The sequence below is a fragment of the Streptomyces sp. NPDC005494 genome, from assembly GCF_042872025.1.
In the GTDB taxonomy this organism is placed as follows: domain Bacteria; phylum Actinomycetota; class Actinomycetes; order Streptomycetales; family Streptomycetaceae; genus Streptomyces.
In genome coordinates this window covers 17,272-35,391 of record NZ_JBIAJR010000004.1, presented here as the reverse complement: position 1 = coordinate 35,391, position 18,120 = coordinate 17,272, and the positions used below count along the sequence as shown (strand labels likewise).

The 18,120-nt window shown below is 71.7% G+C and carries 13 protein-coding genes and 1 pseudogene; 8 read left to right on the top strand and 6 right to left on the bottom strand.

Annotated elements, in window-relative coordinates:
• Positions 1-103: 103 nt before the first annotated feature.
• Entirely contained in the window at positions 104-1,501 is a 1,398-nt protein-coding gene (locus tag ACFYQ6_RS14035) for a GH1 family beta-glucosidase (RefSeq protein ID WP_361583933.1), read from the top strand.
• Here the strand turns inward: ACFYQ6_RS14035 and ACFYQ6_RS14030 are convergent.
• A complete protein-coding gene (locus tag ACFYQ6_RS14030) occupies positions 1,473-2,384 on the bottom strand; it encodes a GNAT family N-acetyltransferase (protein WP_361583935.1) in 912 nt (303 codons plus the stop codon). The genes ACFYQ6_RS14035 and ACFYQ6_RS14030 overlap by 29 nt on opposite strands.
• Positions 2,385-2,569: 185 nt before the next feature.
• The gene (locus tag ACFYQ6_RS14025) at positions 2,570-3,529 is read right to left on the bottom strand and encodes a GNAT family N-acetyltransferase (RefSeq protein WP_361583938.1); all 960 of its coding nucleotides are present in this window, start codon (positions 3,527-3,529) and stop codon (positions 2,570-2,572) included.
• Positions 3,530-3,693: 164 nt separating this feature from the next.
• Here ACFYQ6_RS14025 and ACFYQ6_RS14020 point away from each other — a divergent pair, with 164 nt between their 5' ends.
• The gene (locus tag ACFYQ6_RS14020; protein ID WP_361583940.1) at positions 3,694-4,260 is read left to right on the top strand and encodes a DUF1707 and FHA domain-containing protein; all 567 of its coding nucleotides are present in this window, start codon (positions 3,694-3,696) and stop codon (positions 4,258-4,260) included.
• A gap of 203 nt (positions 4,261-4,463) precedes the next feature.
• Here ACFYQ6_RS14020 and treY read toward each other — a convergent pair whose 3' ends face one another.
• Together treY and glgX are read right to left on the bottom strand one after the other, a co-directional pair.
• Entirely contained in the window at positions 4,464-6,848 is a 2,385-nt protein-coding gene (treY, locus tag ACFYQ6_RS14015) for a malto-oligosyltrehalose synthase (RefSeq protein ID WP_388763057.1), read from the bottom strand.
• Between the two features lie 97 nt (positions 6,849-6,945).
• The gene (gene glgX / locus ACFYQ6_RS14010) at positions 6,946-9,102 is read right to left on the bottom strand and encodes a glycogen debranching protein GlgX (RefSeq protein WP_361583946.1); all 2,157 of its coding nucleotides are present in this window, start codon (positions 9,100-9,102) and stop codon (positions 6,946-6,948) included.
• A gap of 378 nt (positions 9,103-9,480) precedes the next feature.
• Between glgX and ACFYQ6_RS14005 the strand changes: the two genes are divergently transcribed.
• On the top strand, positions 9,481-10,713 hold the full coding sequence (locus ACFYQ6_RS14005; RefSeq protein WP_145811960.1) for an SAV2148 family HEPN domain-containing protein: 1,233 nt from the start codon (positions 9,481-9,483) through the stop codon (positions 10,711-10,713).
• A gap of 78 nt (positions 10,714-10,791) precedes the next feature.
• Entirely contained in the window at positions 10,792-11,505 is a 714-nt protein-coding gene (locus ACFYQ6_RS14000) for a 3'-5' exonuclease (protein WP_388763055.1), read from the top strand.
• Positions 11,506-11,581: 76 nt separating this feature from the next.
• On the opposite strand, the gene ACFYQ6_RS13995 is transcribed toward ACFYQ6_RS14000, so the two are convergent.
• Together ACFYQ6_RS13995 and ACFYQ6_RS13990 are read right to left on the bottom strand one after the other, a co-directional pair.
• On the bottom strand, positions 11,582-12,448 hold the full coding sequence (locus ACFYQ6_RS13995) for an aminoglycoside phosphotransferase family protein (protein ID WP_361583953.1): 867 nt from the start codon (positions 12,446-12,448) through the stop codon (positions 11,582-11,584).
• 275 nt (positions 12,449-12,723) lie between these two features.
• Entirely contained in the window at positions 12,724-13,527 is an 804-nt protein-coding gene (locus ACFYQ6_RS13990) for an MBL fold metallo-hydrolase (protein ID WP_361583956.1), read from the bottom strand.
• Positions 13,528-13,759: 232 nt separating this feature from the next.
• Here ACFYQ6_RS13990 and ACFYQ6_RS13985 point away from each other — a divergent pair, with 232 nt between their 5' ends.
• The 4 genes and pseudogenes from ACFYQ6_RS13985 (at position 13,760) to mgt (ending at position 18,077) form a co-directional block, all read left to right on the top strand.
• Entirely contained in the window at positions 13,760-14,698 is a 939-nt protein-coding gene (locus ACFYQ6_RS13985) for a sugar ABC transporter permease (protein WP_361583959.1), read from the top strand.
• Positions 14,695-15,534, top strand: coding sequence for a carbohydrate ABC transporter permease (locus ACFYQ6_RS13980; protein ID WP_361583961.1), 840 nt, complete (start codon positions 14,695-14,697; stop codon positions 15,532-15,534). Before ACFYQ6_RS13985 ends, ACFYQ6_RS13980 begins: the two co-directional genes overlap by 4 nt.
• On the top strand, positions 15,534-16,829 hold the full coding sequence (locus ACFYQ6_RS13975) for an extracellular solute-binding protein (RefSeq protein ID WP_361583964.1): 1,296 nt from the start codon (positions 15,534-15,536) through the stop codon (positions 16,827-16,829). Before ACFYQ6_RS13980 ends, ACFYQ6_RS13975 begins: the two co-directional genes overlap by 1 nt.
• A pseudogene (mgt, locus tag ACFYQ6_RS13970) lies at positions 16,829-18,077 on the top strand (macrolide-inactivating glycosyltransferase). Before ACFYQ6_RS13975 ends, mgt begins: the two are co-directional and overlap by 1 nt.
• Positions 18,078-18,120: the final 43 nt, after the last annotated feature.

Genomic DNA, 18,120 nt, shown 5'->3' with positions numbered 1-18,120 from the left:
CGATTAGGGTCTGGTCCTGATCATTGCCCTGCCGGGTTCTGCTCATACGTAGTGCACCCGGGCAGTACCACCGAGGTCCCTCCCACGGCTGCTGGAGGCCGAGATGACCGTGCCGACCTTCCCACCAGGCTTCCTGTGGGGAGCCTCCGCGTCCGCCTTCCAGACGGAAGGCGCCTTCGACACCGACGGCAAGGGGCTCTCCGGCTGGGACGCCTTCGCCGCACAGCCCGGCCGCATCAAGGACGGCACCGACACCACCCGCGGCACCGGCTTCCACGAGCACTACCGCGAGGACGTCGCGCTGCTGGCAGGTCTGGGCGCGGACGCCTTCCGCTTCTCGATCAGCTGGCCCCGCGTCGTCCCCGGCGGCAGCGGCTCCCTCAACCCCGCCGGACTCGACTTCTACGACCGGCTCGTCGACGAGCTCTGCGCCCACGGCATCACCCCCGCGCCGACGCTCTACCACTGGGACACCCCGCTCCCGCTGGACGAGGCGGGCGGCTGGCTCAACCGGGACACCGCCTACCGCTTCGCGGAGTACGCGGGCATCGTCGCCGAACGCCTCGCCGACCGGGTACCCATGTGGATCACCATCAACGAACCGGCCGAGGTGACGATGCTCGGCTACGCCCTCGGCGAGCACGCCCCCGGCCGCACCCTCCTCTTCGACGCCCTGCCCGCCGCCCACCACCAGCTGCTCGCCCACGGCCTGGCCGTACGGGCCCTGCGCGCCGCGGGCGCCGGCAACATCGGCATCGCGCTCTCCCACACCCCTGTCTGGACGGCGGGGGACACCGACGAGGACCGCATGGGCGCCGAGCTCTACGACACCCTGACCAACTGGCTGTTCGCCGACCCTGTCCTCACCGGCCGCTACCCGGACGAGGGATTCGCCGCCCTGATGCCCGGTCCGGTCCAGGACGACCTCAAGACCATCTCCACACCGCTCGACTGGTACGGGGTCAACTACTACAACCCCACCCTCGTCGGCGCCCCCAGGCCCGAGGCGCTGGACTCCTTCTCCGGCTACTCGATGCCCCCCGGACTCCCCTTCGGCATAAGGGAGATCGAGGGCTACGACACCACCGACTTCGGCTGGCCCGTCGTCCCCGACGGGCTCGCCGAGACGCTCGGCCAGCTCCGGGACCGCTTCGGGGACCGGCTGCCGCCCGTCTACATCACGGAGAACGGCTGCGCCGTCGACGAGCCCGTCGCCGACGGCCGCCGCATCGCCTTCCTCGAAGGACACCTGGAGGCGCTGGGCAGGGCCATCGACGCGGGCGTCGACGTACGGGGCTACTTCACCTGGTCACTCACCGACAACGTCGAGTGGACCGAGGGCGCCAGCAAGCGGTTCGGCCTGGTGCACATCGACTACCGGACGCTGCGCCGCACCCCCAAGGAGTCCTACGCCTGGTACCGCGACCTGATCAGCGCGCAGCGCACCGGCACGGGTGCGCTGCGCCCCGGACTCACACCAGGTGAACACGCTCCTGGATGATGCGATGACCGGCGCGTGCGAACGCGGCGGCCATCGGCACATTGCCCCGGTCCGTCGCGCCGGCGACGGACGTGGCGCCCTCCCCGGCGAGGAAGCGGGTGCACTCCACCAGCAGGTCGTAGCCGTAGCCGTGGCCGCGCGCCTCCGGCACGACCCCGATGAAGCCTATGCACGGCCCGCCCGGATTGCGGGCGGGCACGTGGATGCCCGCGAGTTCGCCGTCCAGGGTGTACGCGAGCTGCCACCACGCGCGGGGCGAGGGGCACCAGTTGAAGAAGTCCAGCTCCTCCTGGGCGGCCTGTTCCAGACCGCCCGGGCCCTCGATGGTTTGCAGGGCGTGGGCGTCCAGCGTCACGGAGTGGACGCGGCGCAGCACCTCCAGGATCACCGCGTCGTCGGGCTCCGCGCGGAACTCCAGCCGGCCCGGCCGCTCCGGCAGCCCGTCCGCCGGGGTCCACTCGTAGCGGTAGCGCTCGACCAGCGGTTTCATGCCGGCCGCCTCCGCCGCGGCGATCCGCGCCGAGGCGGCCGTCCGTACCTCAGGGATCTCCCGCCAGTGCGGCGGCACGATCAGCTCGTACTCGACGGACCACGGGGCGCGGCGCAGGAGTTCGGCGGCGGCATCGTCCTCGCCCTCGGCGAAGTCGAAGTAGTTGAGCAGCAGTGGCTCGGTGTCCTCGGGGCCGCCCCACCAGGCGGCCCTCGCGACGACGACGCCGTCGCGCAGGGCGACCCACGTCCACTCGGGGCGGTACTCACCGCCCTCGTGCACGGTGGCGTAGCGGTGGCCGAACGCGGCCCGTCCGACGAGGAAGGGGCCCGGCAGGGTGTGGAAAAGACGCGAGTCGCTCGGCGTGAGCGCGCGGATGACCGGAGAGGTCATGGGTGTGTCCTCCAGGACTGGGTGACGACGGGCTTGCGCTCCCGGTCAGACCGAGTCCGACACCGCCCTGCGGACGGGACGGGAGCGCGGGAACGAGGTGGTGCGCACGTGTCTCGCCTCCTTCCGCGTCCGGGGCCGTAGTTCCTCCGCGAGGGTAGGGGCCCCGGCGCGCAGGGGCTACCGGTTTACGGCAGGTCCCACACCATGTTGAGGGCGCGCTCGAAGTTCACGTACCCCAGACGCGCGAAGGACTTCGCCATGGGGACGTTGCCGAGGTCGGTCGCCGCCCTGATCCGGTCCACTCCCTGGGCGGCGAGCACCCGGGTGCCCTCGGCCAGGATGCCGTCGACGTAGCCGCGCCCGCGATGGGCCGGCAGCACGCCGATGTAGGCGATCACAGGGTGGTAGTTGTTCCGGGCGGGGACCACGAAGCCCACCGGTTCACCGTCCGGCAGTTCCGCGATCCGCCACCACTCCTGCGGTGTCCTGAAGTGCGCGAACTCGTCGTCGTAGTGCTGCTCCGCCGCCTCCCGGGCGCTGAGCCCGGACGCCAGGTCCTGCTGCCCGTGGGCGTCGAGCGTGCCCTCCAGCACCGGGGTCATCAGGGCGAGGAGGTCCTCACGTCCGGAGACCGGACGGAAGACCAGCCGGCCGTCGTCCTCGGGAACGGGCGTGCCCTTGCGCCACTCCAGGCGCAGCCGTTCCACGAGCATCCGGGCCCCGGCCGCCTCCATGACCCGTGTCCGGGCCTCCACGACCTCGCGTGCCGCCGGGTCGTCGCGCCAGCCGGGCGGGATGAACCGTCCGTACTCGGGACGGGCCGCCCCGGCCGGGACGACGGCCTCCGTCGCCGCCTCCAGCAGCCGGAGCCCGATCGCGCCGCGCTCCGGCTCAGGCAGCGAGTCGTCCAGGTCGAAGAAGTCCAGTGCCTGCGGCCCCGACCCGGGCCGGCCCGTCCACCAGGCGACGCGGGCCAGGACACGGTCGCCGCGCAGCGCCACCCACATCCACTCGGGGCGGCGCCGGCCCGTGGCCAGATCGTCGGCGAGCTCATGGTCCAGGACGTAGGAGAGACGGCAGAACAGCCCGAGTTCGTCCGCTCCGGTGAGCGGACGGACGGTCAGGCCGGTTGGTGCAAGGGTCACAAAATCTCCTCGGCGGGGGTACCGCCCGATCGGCCGGGACGGCGCGTGACCATAACAACTTCCGCGCCGCCGGCGTACGCCATTGACGCGTGCGGTGCAGGTCAGGCCCGCCGGAATCGGGCACCGTCTGGACACCTCGGGCGTCTCGGCCCGACAATCGTTGCGTGACGTCCTCCTTCGAGCCCTACACGCATCCCGCGCGGCTTTCCGACGCCGAGCGCGACCGTGTCCTCGGTGTGCTCAGAGACGGCGCAGCGCAGGGAAAGCTCTCGCACGACACCTTCCTGCGACGCATGGAACTGGCCCTGAGCGCACGCCGGTCCGACGAGCTGCAAGCCCTCACCTCCGACCTGGAGACCCGCGGCCGCTGGTCGCGCGGGCTGTTCCGCGCGGTGGGCGGGGTCTCGGCCTTCCCGGCCCGGCTGCGCATGGCGTGGCAGTCCGAGAGGCTGCCCAGACTCCTGCTCCCGGTGCCCGGCCCGCACCCGTTGCGCATCGGCCGCGACCCGGGCAACGGTCTCCGCCTCGGTCACGAGACGGTGTCGCGGATGCACGCCGAACTGACCGCGTACGGCAGCCGCTGGATCCTGCGCGACCTCGGCTCGACGAACGGCACGTGCGTCAACGGCCAGCGGGTCGTCGGCTCGGTGGTGGTGCGCGACGGCGACCAGGTGAGCTTCGGCAGGGTTGCCTTCCGGCTCACCGCGTCCCTGCCCGTCCCGCCCGCCTGAGCACACACCGCCCCCAGGCCTCCCGAAGCACCGTCCGCCGCTCATCGGACCGGGCGCGCGCCACTGCCCACCGGAGCGGCCCGCCGTCCGAGCGGCCAGGCGTTCGGGGTCCTCAGCGCTCGAGCGGCCAGGCGTCCTCTCAGCGCCCGAGCGGCCAAGGCGCCCGAGCGGCCAGGCGTCCGAGCGGCCAGGCTCCGGCGTCCTCAGCACCCCGTCCGCGTCAGCAGTGCCACCGGCCGGTCCTCGAAGAGCTCCGCCACGGAGACCGCCGCACCCGTGAACTCCCGCCCCGGGCACAGGAGATCGGTCCACGGGCCCTCGTCGGGCAGCGTCAGCTCCGTCCCGCGCCAGCCGCCCTCCTCGTCGAGCCGCAGCGCCAGCCGGGTCACCGCGGTGACCACCTCGCCGGACCGGCAGAACGCCAGGCAGTGGGCGGCGGCCGGCCCCCGGGCCGCGAGCGGGGCGTAGGTGCCCGACTCCCCGAAGAGCTCCGGGCGGTCCCGGCGCAGGCGCAGCGCGGCGGCCGTCAGCGCCGCCTTCTCGTCCTGTCCGCCGGAGGGCCTGGTGAAGGGCCGCCGGTTGTCCGGGTCGACGAGCGCGATGTACTCCCGCTCCGTGCCCTGGTACAGATCGGGCACCCCGGGCATCGTCAGATGGACCAGGGCGGCGCCCAGGACATTGGCCCGTACGAAGGGGGCGAGCGCCTCCGCGAAGCGGGTCATCATCTCCCGGGCCTCACCCGCGTCACTGCCCGGACCCGCCGCCACGAAGTCGGTCACCGCCCGCTCGTACGCCGGATCCGGCTCGGTCCAGCTGGTGAACAGGCCCGCCTCGCGCACCGCCTTCAGCAGTGCGGGCTCCAGCCTGCCCGCCATCTCACCCACGGGAACGCCCGCACAGCCGTACGCCGACTGCCAGGCCTGCCAGGCCAGCTGGGGATCCGGCGCCGCCACCGTACTCGCCCTCGCCAGCTGCGCCACCAGCGTGGACCACCGCTCCGGGCACTCGGACAGGACCGCGATCCTGGCCCGCACGTCCCCACTGCGCTTGGTGTCGTGGGTCGTCAGCACGGTGCCGGTGGCCGGCCAGTCCCGGGCGGTGCGGGCGCAGAAGGCGTGGAAGTCCTCCGGGCTCACCGCCGGCTGCCCCGGGTCGCCGCCGACCTCCGTCGCCGAGATCAGCGGGACGTAGCGGTAGAACGCGGTGTCCTCCACCGACTTGGCGTGCAGCGCGGAGGCCGTCTGCGCGAACCGTGCGCAGAAGGCCGCGTGCTCCGGCCCGTCCCCGAGCCGGCCCAGCGCCAGATCCCGCACCACGTCGACGGCCTCCGCCTCCTGCGAGACGGGGAACACCGCCTTGGCGTCACGCACCGCCTCCGCCGGGAGCGTCGACTCGGCGATCTCCGAGAGCGGCCCGCCCGCCGTGACGTACGGCCGGTAGACGGGGACGCGTACGAGCAGCTCGCGCACCGCCGTGTGCAACGCCCACGGCGCGTGGTCGTGCAGCGCCGGATCAGCGGCGCACGCCTCGACCGCGAGGCGGGTCAGCCACTCCGTCTCGGCGGCCAGCTCATGGGTGACCACGCGGTACGCCGCACGGCGGACGGTGGCCGTCCAGTAGCCGCCGCGGTCCCCGGGCGGCCCCGCGAAGTCGCGGTAGCGGCCGAGCAGGTCCGCGGCGCCCATCGGGTCGGTGAACAGCCCGTCGATCCGGTGCAGCGCGTCGTACCCCGTCGTCCCCGCGACCGCCCAGCCGGCCGGCAGTGCCTCGGGGCCGGTGAGGATCTTCTCCACGACCGTCCACCGGCCGCCGGTGGCCTCGCCCAGCCGTCCCAGGTAGGCGGCGGGATCCGCCAGCCCGTCCGGGTGGTCGATGCGCAGCCCGTCGACGACCCCGTCGGCGACCAGTTCGAGGATCTTGGCGTGGGTCGCCGTGAAGACCTCCGGGTGCTCCACGCGGACACCGATCAGGTCGGAGATGGTGAAGAACCGCCGGTAGTTCAGCTCGGTCCTGGCCAGCCGCCACCACGCGAGCCTGTAGTGCTGCGAGGCCAGCAGCTCCGGCAGCGGGAGGCCCGCGGTCCCCTCCCGCAGGGGGAACTCCAGGTCGCCGTAGCGGAGCACGGGTGTGCCGTCGTCCCTGACGCCCGTCTCGAAGCTGCCGCTCTCCTCACCGATGCGCCCGGCGAGTACGGGCAGCAGCACCTTCCCGCCGCCCGCCGCCCAGTCGATGTCGAACCACCGGGCGTACGGCGACCCCGGGCCCTCGCGCAGCACCTCCCACAGCGGCAGGTTGTGCCGGGGCGCGGCGGCCATGTGGTTCGGCACGATGTCCAGGACCAGCCCGAGGCCGTGGGCCCGCGCCGTGGCGGCCAGCCGGCGCAGCCCCTCCTCACCGCCGAACTCCGCCCGCACCCTGGTGTGGTCGACGACGTCGTAACCGTGCCCCGAGCCCGGCACGGCCTCCAGGACGGGTGACAGATGCAGATGCGAGACGCCGAGCTCGGCGATGTACGGCACGGCGTCCGCGGCGGCGGCGAACGGGAAGTCCGGTTGCAGCTGCAGCCGGTACGTGGCGGTGGGCGTCATGGACTCGTACGTACCCACATGGCCGCCTCTCTCCCACCTTCTCCGCCACCCGGTACCGGCCGGGCGGTGCCCGCCCGGCCCCGGACACCCCGATGGCCTACGCCGGACGCTTGAGCACCGTCAGACTGCGCCCCACCAGCGTCACCCGCTCGCCCGCCGACACCTTCGGGCCCGCGCCCGGCGGCACCCCGTCCGGAATCGCCGTGTCCACGACGACCTGCCACTGCTTGCCGTGGTTCATCGGCACGGCGAATTCCAGCGACTCCGCTCCCGCGTTGAACATCAGCAGGAACGAGTCGTCCGAGATCCGCTCACCACGCGGCCCCGGCTCGGAGATCGCGTGGCCGTTGAGGAAGACCGTCATCGCCTTGGCGTGCGCCGCCTGCCAGTCCCGCTGGGTCATCTCCTCACCCCGCGGGGTGAACCACGCGATGTCGGAGAGCTCGTCGTGCGTGCCCTCGACGGGCCGCCCGTGGAAGAAGCGCCGGCGCCGGAAGACCGGGTGGTCGCGGCGCAGCCAGACCATGGCCCGGGTGAACTCCAGAAGGCTCGTGTCCGTGCCGGAGCCGTCCGTCTCGCCGTCCTCGGCGCGCGAGGCCGCGGCCGGGTCCGGCCAGTGCACCCAGGAGAGCTCGTTGTCCTGGCAGTAGCCGTTGTTGTTGCCCCGCTGCGTACGCGCGAACTCGTCGCCGTGGCTCAGCATGGGCACGCCCTGGGAGAGCATCAGCGTGGCGATGAAGTTGCGCATCTGACGGCTGCGCAGCTCCAGGACCTCCTTGTCCTCGGTCTCCCCCTCCGCCCCGCAGTTCCACGAACGGTTGTGGCTCTCGCCGTCCCGGTTGCCCTCGCCGTTGGCGTCGTTGCGCTTCTCGTTGTACGAGACCAGGTCGTGCAGCGTGAAGCCGTCGTGGCAGGTGGTGAAGTTGATCGAGGCCAGCGGGCGCCTGCCGTCGTCCTGGTAGAGGTCGGAGGAGCCGGTGAGACGTCCGGCGAACTCCGCGAGGGTCCTGGGCTCACCGCGCCACAGGTCCCGCACGGTGTCCCGGTACTTGCCGTTCCACTCGGTCCACAGCGGCGGGAAGTTCCCCACCTGGTAACCGCCCTCGCCCACGTCCCAGGGCTCGGCGATCAGCTTCACCTGACTGACCACCGGGTCCTGCTGCACGAGGTCGAAGAACGAGGACAGCCGGTCCACCTCGTGGAACTGGCGTGCGAGCGTCGCGGCCAGGTCGAAGCGGAAGCCGTCCACATGCATCTCGGTGACCCAGTACCGCAGCGAGTCCATGATCAGCTGGAGGACGTGCGGAGACCGCATCAGCAGCGAGTTCCCCGTGCCGGTGGTGTCCATGTAGTACTTCTGGTCGTCTGCCAGCCGGTAGTACGAGGCGTTGTCCAGACCGCGGAACGAGAGCGTCGGGCCGAGGTGGTTGCCCTCCGCCGTGTGGTTGTAGACCACATCGAGGATGACCTCGATGCCCGCCTGGTGGAGCGCCTTCACCGCCTGCTTGAACTCCAGCACCTGCTCGCCGCGGTCACCCCAGGAGGCGTACGCGTTGTGCGGGGCGAAGAAGCCGATGGTGTTGTAGCCCCAGTAGTTGGCCAGCCCGGCGTCGGCGAGCCGGTGGTCCTGGACGAACTGGTGGACCGGCATCAGCTCGATCGCCGTGACGCCGAGCTCCGTCAGATGGGCGATGATCTCCGGGTGCGCGAGTCCGGCGTAGGTGCCGCGGAGCTCCTCGGGGAGGCCCGGGTGGAGCATCGTCAGGCCCTTCACATGGGCCTCGTAGATCACCGTGCGGTGGTAGTCGGTGCGCGGCCGGCGGTCGTCACCCCAGTCGAAGTACGGGTTGACCACGACCGAGCTCATCATGTGCGGCGCCGAGTCGAGATCGTTGCGCTCGTCCGGCTTGCCGAAGGGATAGCCGTACACCGCCTCGCCCCACTCGATCTGCCCCGAGATCGCGCGCGCGTACGGATCGAGGAGCAGTTTCGCCGAGTTGCAGCGCTGCCCGCGCTGCGGCTCGTACGGACCGTGCACCCGGAAGCCGTAGCGCTGCCCCGGCATCACCCCGGGCAGATAGGCGTGACGCACGAAGGCGTCGGTCTCGCGGAGCTCCACCGCCGTTTCTGAACCGTCGTCGTGCAGCAGGCACAACTCGATTCGGTCGGCGGCCTCCGAGAAGACCGCGAAGTTGGTTCCGGCGCCGTCGTAGGTGGCGCCGAGGGGATACGCGTGTCCCGGCCAGACCTGCATAGATAGGACTCTTCCACTTCTGATCCGGGTGCTGGGGGTTTTCGACCCGATACTCCCCGAAAGACGGTCCTGTACCTAGTACGTCGGGCGGTGCGGCCGGGTTCCGTCGGCGTGTTCCCACCGCACCGGTCAACCTCGGACACGTCATGTCGCCCGAACAGGGGGGCCGGGCCGCCCGGTCGCTCCTCCGTCCGTCGTACGGCGTGCGAGGGGGTGCGCAATCGCTATGAACCATCTCACTCCACCCGATCTCGCCGCAAGGAACAGGCCCTTGTCATGGGGGAGTTGAGAAAGGAGGCTGCGCATCCGGCTGCACGGCTCCCGCTCCCGGAGTACCCTTCCTTGATCGTTGATGGGGGAGTGGAAGGCGGTACGCGGGTGAGCTCGGGAGGGTTCGAGCTGCCCCCAGGTGACGCGGGTCACGAGGGGGAGTCGACCGATGCCCCGCCGGGGGCTGTCTCCCTCGCGCAGCCCATGGAGATCGGCGCCGAGCTGGACTGGGGAGCGGACGCCTGGAACGAGGTGCGCACGCGCGCCCAGCGTGCCGGGCGCGCGTACATCTGGCTGAATCTGGTGGAGCAGCGGCTGCGCGCCGTGGTCTCCGCCGTGATCCGGCCGATCTACGAGCCGGTGCACGGCGAGGACTGGGTCGTGGCCGCCGCGGGGCCCGCCGGGCAGGAATGGGTGCAGCGCGCCGTGGCGGTCCGCGAGGTCTCGCGCCGCAAGGGCTATCTGCTGGACCCGGCCGACGACAACGTCCTGAGCTTCCTGACGCTGCCGCAGCTGCGTGAGCTGATGGTCCAGCACTGGCCCTGTTTCGAGCCGTACTTCGACGACCGCCGCGAGGTGGAGCTCGCCCTGGACGAGCTGGAGGTGGCGCGCAACGTCGTCTCCCGCAACCGCGCGCTGAACGAGGCGGTGCTGGCCCAGGCCGAGCGGGCGTCCGCACGGCTCCTGGAGATCCTCGGCAGCGGCGCAGCGGTCCCGTCCGCCGACCGGCTGCCCGTGGACGCGGTGGAGGAGCTGGTCGGCGACCGGTACGCCGACGTCGTCTCGGTCCACCCCGACCGCGTGCGGCTCCAGCGCCAGCTGCCCGCCGAGGACCTGTTCGGCGGCGCGCGCCGGCTGGACGCGATCGGCATAGGCCTCAACCTCCTGACGCAGAACTTCTCGGGGCGCCGGCTGGTGCGCCTCGCCGAGTCCGGCTGCCGGGTGCGGCTGCTGTTCATCAACCCCGCGAGCAGCGCGGTCAAGCGCCGGGAGCGCGAACTGGGCCTCAAGAAGGGCGAACTGAGCCGCTCCGTGGAGATGAACATCCTCCACATGCGCCGGGTCCGTTCCAAGCTCCGCGACCCGGGAGCCTTCCAGATCCATGTCTTCGACGAGACGCCGCGCTTCACGGCCTACCTGGTGGACGGCGACGGGCCGGACGCCGTCGGGGTCGTCCAGCCGTATCTGCGGCGCGCACGCGGGATGGAGGCGCCCGTGCTGGTGCTCCGGGGCGGCGGGCGTGCGGTGGTCAGGGCGGGGCAGGACAGTGAACACGGCCTCTTCGAGACGTACCGCGAGGAGTTCGAGTCGGTGTGGACGGACTCCAGGCCCGTCTCCTGACGCTCCTTCCCGTGTTGTCAGTGGTGCGTGCGAAGGTGGTCATCACTTGGGGGAGAGCACCACAGGAGGAGGTACGGGATGAGCTGGCACCAGGAGCGCCTGGTCGGCTTCGACCTGGAGACCACGGGGACCGACGTCGAGACCGACCGCATCGTCACGGCGGCGGTCGTCACCGTGGATCCGGACGGGCGGCAGCCCGAACCCCGGACATGGCTGCTCGATCCAGGGGTGGCCATCCCCCGGCAGGCTTCCGCCATACACGGCATATCCACGGAACACGCCCGTGAGCACGGTGCGCAGGCGGCTCCCGCGATCGAGGAGATCACCTCGGCCCTCGCCGAGACCCTGAACTCGGGCATCCCGCTCGTGGTGATGAACGCGCGGTACGACCTCTCCCTCCTCGACCGCGAGTGCAGGCGCTACGGGATCGAGCCGTTGGCCAGGCGGCTGCGTGGCGAGACGTCGCCCGTCATCGACCCCTTGGTCCTGGACAAGCACGTGGACCGGTACAGGAAGGGATCACGGAACCTCCGGGCTCTCTGCGAGTACTACGGCGTGCCGCTCGACAACGCCCACAACGCCGTCGCGGACGCGGTGGCGGCGGCACGGGCGGCGCGGACCATGGGGGTCAAGCACGCGGTCATAGGCGCGTTGGCGCCGACGGACGTGCACAACCTGCAGGTGCGGGCGGCCGCGGAGCAGGCCGCGTCGCTCCAGCAGTACCTCCGGCGTACGTCCGACCCGAAGGCGACCGTCGAGCCGGCCTGGCCCGTCATCCCCTACGCCGGCTGACAGCCGGCCGGCCCGTGGGCGGGCGCGGGCACCGCACTCCGGACGCCGGCCTCGGCGCCCCGTCGGCGGGCCCCCGTCAGAAGGGGTACCAGCGCACCTCGGGGTCGTCCTCGCGCAGGGACGCCACCCTGCGGCGGAATTCGGCCAGGGCCTTGGGGTTCGCCGGGGCGTGCTGGGAGACCCAGGCGCAGCTCGCCGTCTCGCGGGCGCCCCGCAGCACCGCGCAGCCCTCCCAGGCGCGTACGTCCCATCCGTACGCCTCGGTGAACGCGTCGTAGGACTCGGCCGGCAGGCCGTACCGGTCGCGGGAGAGGGCGAGGACCACCAGGTCGTGCTCGCGCAGGTCGGCGGAGAAGGTCTCCAGATCCACCAGGACCGGTCCGTCCGGGCCGACATGGACGTTGCGGGGGAGTGCGTCGCCGTGGACGGGGCCCGGCGGCAGGTGGGGGGCGAGAGCGGCGGCGGCCTTGGCGAAGCCGTCGCGCCGGCCGCGCAGGTAGTCGGCGTCGGCCGGATCGATGGCGTCGCCCGCGAGCCGCAGCCAGCGCTCGACACCGCCCAGCAGCTCACGCCGGGGCAGGGTGAAGTCCGTCGGGGCGGCCAGCGCGTGCACCCGGGTGAGCAGCGGGGCCAGATCGCGGGGCTCGGGCGGGCGCACGGCGTCGGGCAGCCGGTGCCACAGGGTCACCGGGTGGCCCTCCACGAGACGGGCCTCCGCCTCCGCGGCCCGTACGGCGGGCACGCCCGAGGCGGCGAGCCACCGGGCGACGGCCACCTCGCGCGCGGCCCGCTCCCGCAGTTCGGGGTGGTCCGTGGCGTCCCGGCCGACCTTGACCACCAGGTCACCGACGGCGAACACCGCGTTCTCGCCCAGAGCGATGAGCTCCGCTCCGCCGGGCAGCCCGGCGGCCGTCAGTACCTCGCGGGCACGCATGTCGTCCATGGCCGGATTTTCTCATCCCCGCAGGCCCGCCCCGACGCAGGCCACCCCCTTCGGCCGGTGGACGGGCGACGGTCCGTCGCCGGGTTCCGGCACCCCGGGCGGCCCGGGTACCGGACAGCGGACGGCAGAGCGGACGCGGTGCCGGCACAGCGGCGCCATCTCGCCGGAAGGTCAGGCGGCGCCACCTCGCCGGAAGGTCAGGCGGCGCCACCTTGCTGAAAGGTCAGGCGGCGCCACCTTGCTGAAAGGCCAGGCGGCGCCACCTCACCGGAAGGTCACCGGGTGATGAACGGCTCGGTCAGGTGCGGTGTGGCGAGGTGGAGGGTGCCCGCGTCCCGGCCGCCCAGCACCTGCTCCCTCGACGACCTCGCCTGAGCGAGATCCATCTCGTGGGCGTAGGCGAGCTCGGGGTGGAGCAGCTGGATCGCGTGCACCAGGAGATCGCCGGTGACGGCGACCGTTTCGTGCCCGGAGCCGACGAGCACGCTCTGGTGCCCGGGTGTGTGACCGGGCGTGGAGACGACGCGCTCGCCGCTGCGGAGCGGGGTGTCGCCGTCGAGCAGCCGCAGCTGACCGCACTCCCGGAGCGGGTCGATCACTGCGGACCGCAGCTGCGGGTTGACCACATCGATCGCGTCGAGTTCGGCCTGCTGCAACAGGTATGCGGCGTTCGGGAAGAACGGCCGTGCCTGCGCGCCGCCGACCACGGCCCAGCCCACATGGTCGGTATGGAGGTGCGTGAGCACCACGGTGTCCACGTCGGACGGTTCGATGCCCGCGGCGGCCAGCGAAGCCGGGAGCGCTCCGGGCACGGGAGCCCACGAGGCCGCCGGGCTGCCTGCCGGGCCGATCCCCGCGTCGACCAGCGTCACTCCCTGTTCACCGCGGATGGCGAACGCACGGAACCGGAGCCGCCATCGCCCTTCGGCGTCGAGCGCGCCGGGATCGAACCGGTCGGCCGCCGCCCACTGCTCGGCGGTGGCGTCGGGGAACGCCTCGGACCTGGGGGCGAAGAAGGGGCCCTCGCCGTCGGTGAGCGCGATGACGGTGTACGGGCCGATCCGAAGGGAAGGGGGCATCTCACAGATGGTGCCACCGGCGGGTGGCCCGCACCGCCGATCCGGTGAGGTCGAGGCATCTTCGCGCCGGTCGTCCCGCCCGGCCCGCCTCCGCCACCCGTCACAACTCCAACCGGCCACCGGGATCGCAGGCCACCTTGACGAACCGTCGGCCCGTCAGCACGATGACGGGGACCGCCCCGGCGGCCATACAGGTATGAAACCGATCCGAAGAGGCAAAGGGGTCGAATTCATGACACTGGCGACCGCGATGACGCGGTCCGGGCGCAAGGCCCCACCGGGCGGACGGGGCGGGGGCCGCCGACGGGACGGCGCCACATGGTTCCTGGTGCTGCCCGCCCTGCTCCCGATCCTGATCCTGAGCGTCGGCCCGCTGCTCTACGGCATCGCGCTGGCCTTCACCGACGCGCAGTCCGGGCGCACCCGGTCCACCCAGTGGATCGGCACACTCAACTTCCAGGACCTGCTGCACGACACGCTCTTCTGGGACTCCTTCCGGATCGGTCTGCTGTGGGCGGTCGGTGTCACCGTCCCCCAGTTCGTCCTCGCCCTCGGGCTCGCCCTGCTGCTCAACGCGAACCTCCGGATGCGCTGGCTGGCCAGGGCGCTGGCGATCATCCCCTGGGCCATGCCCGAGGTCGTCGTCGGCATCATGTGGCGGCTGGTCTACAACCCCGACGCGGGCATCCTCAACGAGACCATCCGCGACCTCGGACTCGGTGACGGCCGGGACTGGCTGACCGGACTCGCCACGGCGCTGCCCGCCGTGATCCTCGTCGGGATCTGGGCCGGCATGCCGCAGACCACGGTGGCCCTGCTGGCCGGGCTGCAGAACACCCCGCACGAACTCCACGAGGCGGCGGCCCTGGACGGGGCCGGGGCGTGGCGCCGCTTCCGCACGGTCACCTGGCCCGCCATCAGGCCCGTGGCACTCGCCATCAGCGCCCTGAACTTCATCTGGAACTTCAACTCCTTCGCCCTGGTCTACGTCCTGACCAGCGGCGGTCCCGGCGGCCGCACCCGGCTGCCCATGCTCTTCGCCTACGAGGAGGCCTTCCGCTACGGGCAGTTCGGCTACGCCGCGGCGATGGGCTGCGTGATGGTCGCCGTGATCTCGGTGCTCCTCGCGCTCTTCCTCGTCGGCCGGCTCAGGGGAGGCGACGACACATGAGTCTTCGTACCGGCAGGACCGCGCGCGCCGGGCAGTACGCCGCGCTCGTGTGCTATCTGGTCTTCCTGGCGTTCCCCTTCCTCTGGCTGATCTCCACCGCCTTCAAGCCGGCCCGTGAACTGGGCTCCCTGCACCCCACCTGGATCCCCGAGAACCCGACGCTGGACAACTTCCGGCAGGCCTTCGACGAGCAGCCCCTGCTCCGCGCGGCGGCCAACTCGCTCACCGCCGCGCTCTGCGCCGCCCTGATCGCCGTCGTCATCGCCACACCCATGGCCTATGTGATGGCGCGTCACCGGAACAGGCTGTCCACGGCGGCCACCGGCTGGGTCGTGATCAGCCAGGCGTTCCCCTTCGTCCTGGTGATCATTCCGCTCTTCCTGGTGCTCAAGAACCTGCACCTGATCAACTCGCTCTGGGGGCTGATCCTGGTCTACGTCGTGTGGTCGCTGCCCTTCGCGCTCTGGATGCTGGCCGGTTACGTACGGGCGGTGCCCCCCGAACTGGAAGAGGCCGCGGCCGTCGACGGGGCCGGGAAGGGGCGGATCATCGTGTCGGTCGTCGCCCCGCTGCTGGCCCCCGGGATCGTCGCCACGGGGCTCTTCGCGTTCATCACCGCATGGAACGAGTTCTTCTTCGCACTCGTCCTGCTCAAGACACCGGAGAAGCAGACCTTGCCGGTCGTACTGACCCATTTCCTCGGGGCCGAGGGTGTGGCCGACCTCGGCCCGCTCGCCGCCGCCGCCTTCCTCGCCACCCTCCCCTCGCTCGTCCTCTTCGCGGTCATCCAGAAGCGGATCACGGGTGGTCTGACGGCCGGGGCGGTGAAGCACTGATGCGACGTCCGTACGCCGTCACGACAGCGGTGATCACCGCGCTCACGCTCCTGCTGGCCGGCTGCTCGGGAGGCGGCGGGCGGGACACCGAGGACGGCACCGTCCGGCTCAGCTTCCAGTCACTGGCCTGGCAGAAGGAGTCCGTGGACGCCAACAAGGAGCTCGTGCGCGAGTGGAACGCCGCGCACCCCGGCATCCAGGTGGACTACGTCCAGGGGAGCTGGGACAACGTCCACGACCAGCTGCTCACCGCGTTCGAGGGCGGTGAGGCGCCCGACATCATCCACGACGCCTCCGACGACCTCGCGGACTTCGCCTACGGCGGCTACCTCGCCGACCTGCGGACCCTGCTGCCGGACCGGCTGAAGAAGGACATCCCGCAGCAGTCGTGGTCGACGGCCACCTTCGGCGACGGGGTCTACGGAGTGCCGTTCCTCCAGGAACCCAAGGTGCTGATCGCCAACACGAAGATCCTCGAGTCCTCCGGCGTCCGGATGCCGACGCCCGCGAAGCCGTGGAGCTGGGCCGAGTTCCGGCAGGTCACCGAGAAGCTGACGAAGAAGGGGGCGTACGGGGTCGCCTGGCCGCTCAAGGAGCCCGTCTCCGTCACCCTCAACCTGGGCCTCTCCGCCGGCGGGCAGGTCTTCCACCGGGGAGCGGACGGCAAGGCGGTCGTCCGCTTCGGCGAGGACGACCAGGTCATGCCGCGAACGGTCAGGGACCAGGTGAACTCAGAGGGGAGCGCGGCCCGTACGGCGCTCGGCATGGGTGGTTCCGACACCCTCCCCGGCTTCTTCGGCGGCAAGTACGCCATGGTCCCCCTGGGCTTCTCCTACCGCCAGCAGGTCGTCGAGCAGGCTCCGAAGGGATTCGACTGGACGGTCCTGCCCACCCCGGCGGGTGACGGAGGGCTCGCCCAGGGAGTCAGCCCCCAGACCCTCTCGGTGGCCGAGGACAGTCCGCACAAGGAGGAGGCCGCGCAGTTCATCGACTTCCTCCTGCGGCCGGCCAACATGGTGCGCCTCGCCAAGGGCGACTGGATGCTGCCCACGGGGACAGAGGCTCTGGCCGACCCGGCGCTGCACACCACCGAGAACGGCTGGGCCACGGGCGCGGCGCTCGCCCGCGCCCTGCGCCCGGCGCCCGCGCAGTCGGTGCGCGGCTACCCCGAATGGAAGGACAAGGTCGCCACGCCCGCGCTCCAGGAGTACTACAGCGGGGCGATCGACACGAAGGAGCTGAAGAAACGCCTGGTCGAGGACGGTAACCGGGTGCTGGCCCGCTATCAGCGCTGATCCGGACCTCCACCCAACTGGACGAGACGTCTCGTCTCGTTTACGGTAGCGGACATGACGCCGACCGCGCCCTCACACATCGCCATGTTCTCCATCGCCGCCCACGGACACGTGAACCCGAGTCTCGAAGTGATCCGGGAACTCGTCGCCCGTGGGCACCGTGTCAGCTACGCCATCCCGGCCTCCTTCGCCGAGAAGGTCGCCGCCACCGGCGCGGAGCCGGTGATCTACACGTCCACCCTGCCCACCGAGCCGGAGGAGTGGGGCAGCGAGCCCATCGACTACATCGAGCCGTTCCTCGACGACGCCGTCCAGGCCCTCCCGCAGCTCGCCGCGGCCTTCGAAGGGGACGAGCCGGACCTCGTCCTGCACGACATCACCGCCTACCCGGCCCGTGTCCTCGCCCACCGTTGGGGCGTCCCCGCCGTCCAGCTCTGGCCCAACCTGGTCCCCTGGGAGGGCTACGCGGAAGAGGTCGGGGAGCCCATGAACGCCGAGCTGAGGAAGACCGCCCAGGGCCGTGCGTACTTCGCGCGGTTCACCGACTGGCTCGCCGGGCACGGTCTCGGCGACCTGTCCGTGGACGACTTCGTGGCCCGGCCGCGCCGCGGCCTCGTCCTGATCCCCGAGGCGCTCCAGCCGAACGCGGACCGCGTGGACCACTCCAGGTTCACCTTCGTCGGAGCCTGCCAGGGCGAGCGGGCCGACCAGGGGGAGTGGAAGCGGCCGGCCGAGGCCGAAAAGGTCCTGCTGGTATCCCTCGGATCGGCCTACACCGACGAACCCGACTTCTACCGCGCGTGCGTCGAGGCCTTCGGAGGCCTGCCGGACTGGCACATGGTGCTCCAGATCGGCGCGCACGTGGACCCTGCCGCACTGGGCGACGTACCGCCGAACGTCGAGGTCCGCTCCTGGGTTCCGCAGCTGTCCGTGCTCAAGCAGGCGGATGCGTTCATCACCCACGCGGGCGCCGGCGGGAGCCAGGAAGGGCTGGCCACCGGAACCCCGATGGTCGCCGTCCCGCAGGCCGTCGACCAGTTCGGCAACGCGGACATGCTCCAGGCACTCGGTGTAGCCCGGCATCTGCCCAAGGAGAACGCCGACGCGGCTTCCCTGCGCGCCGCCGTCCTCTCGCTGGTGGACGATCCCGAGGTCGCCGCGAAGCTGGCGCGGATCCAGGAGCGCATGGCGGGCGAGGGCGGCACCCTGCGGGCGGCCGACCTCGTCGAGGCCGAACTGCCCGGCTGAGCACCGCTGTCGCCAGCCGTGCCACGAGGCCGGACTGCCTGGC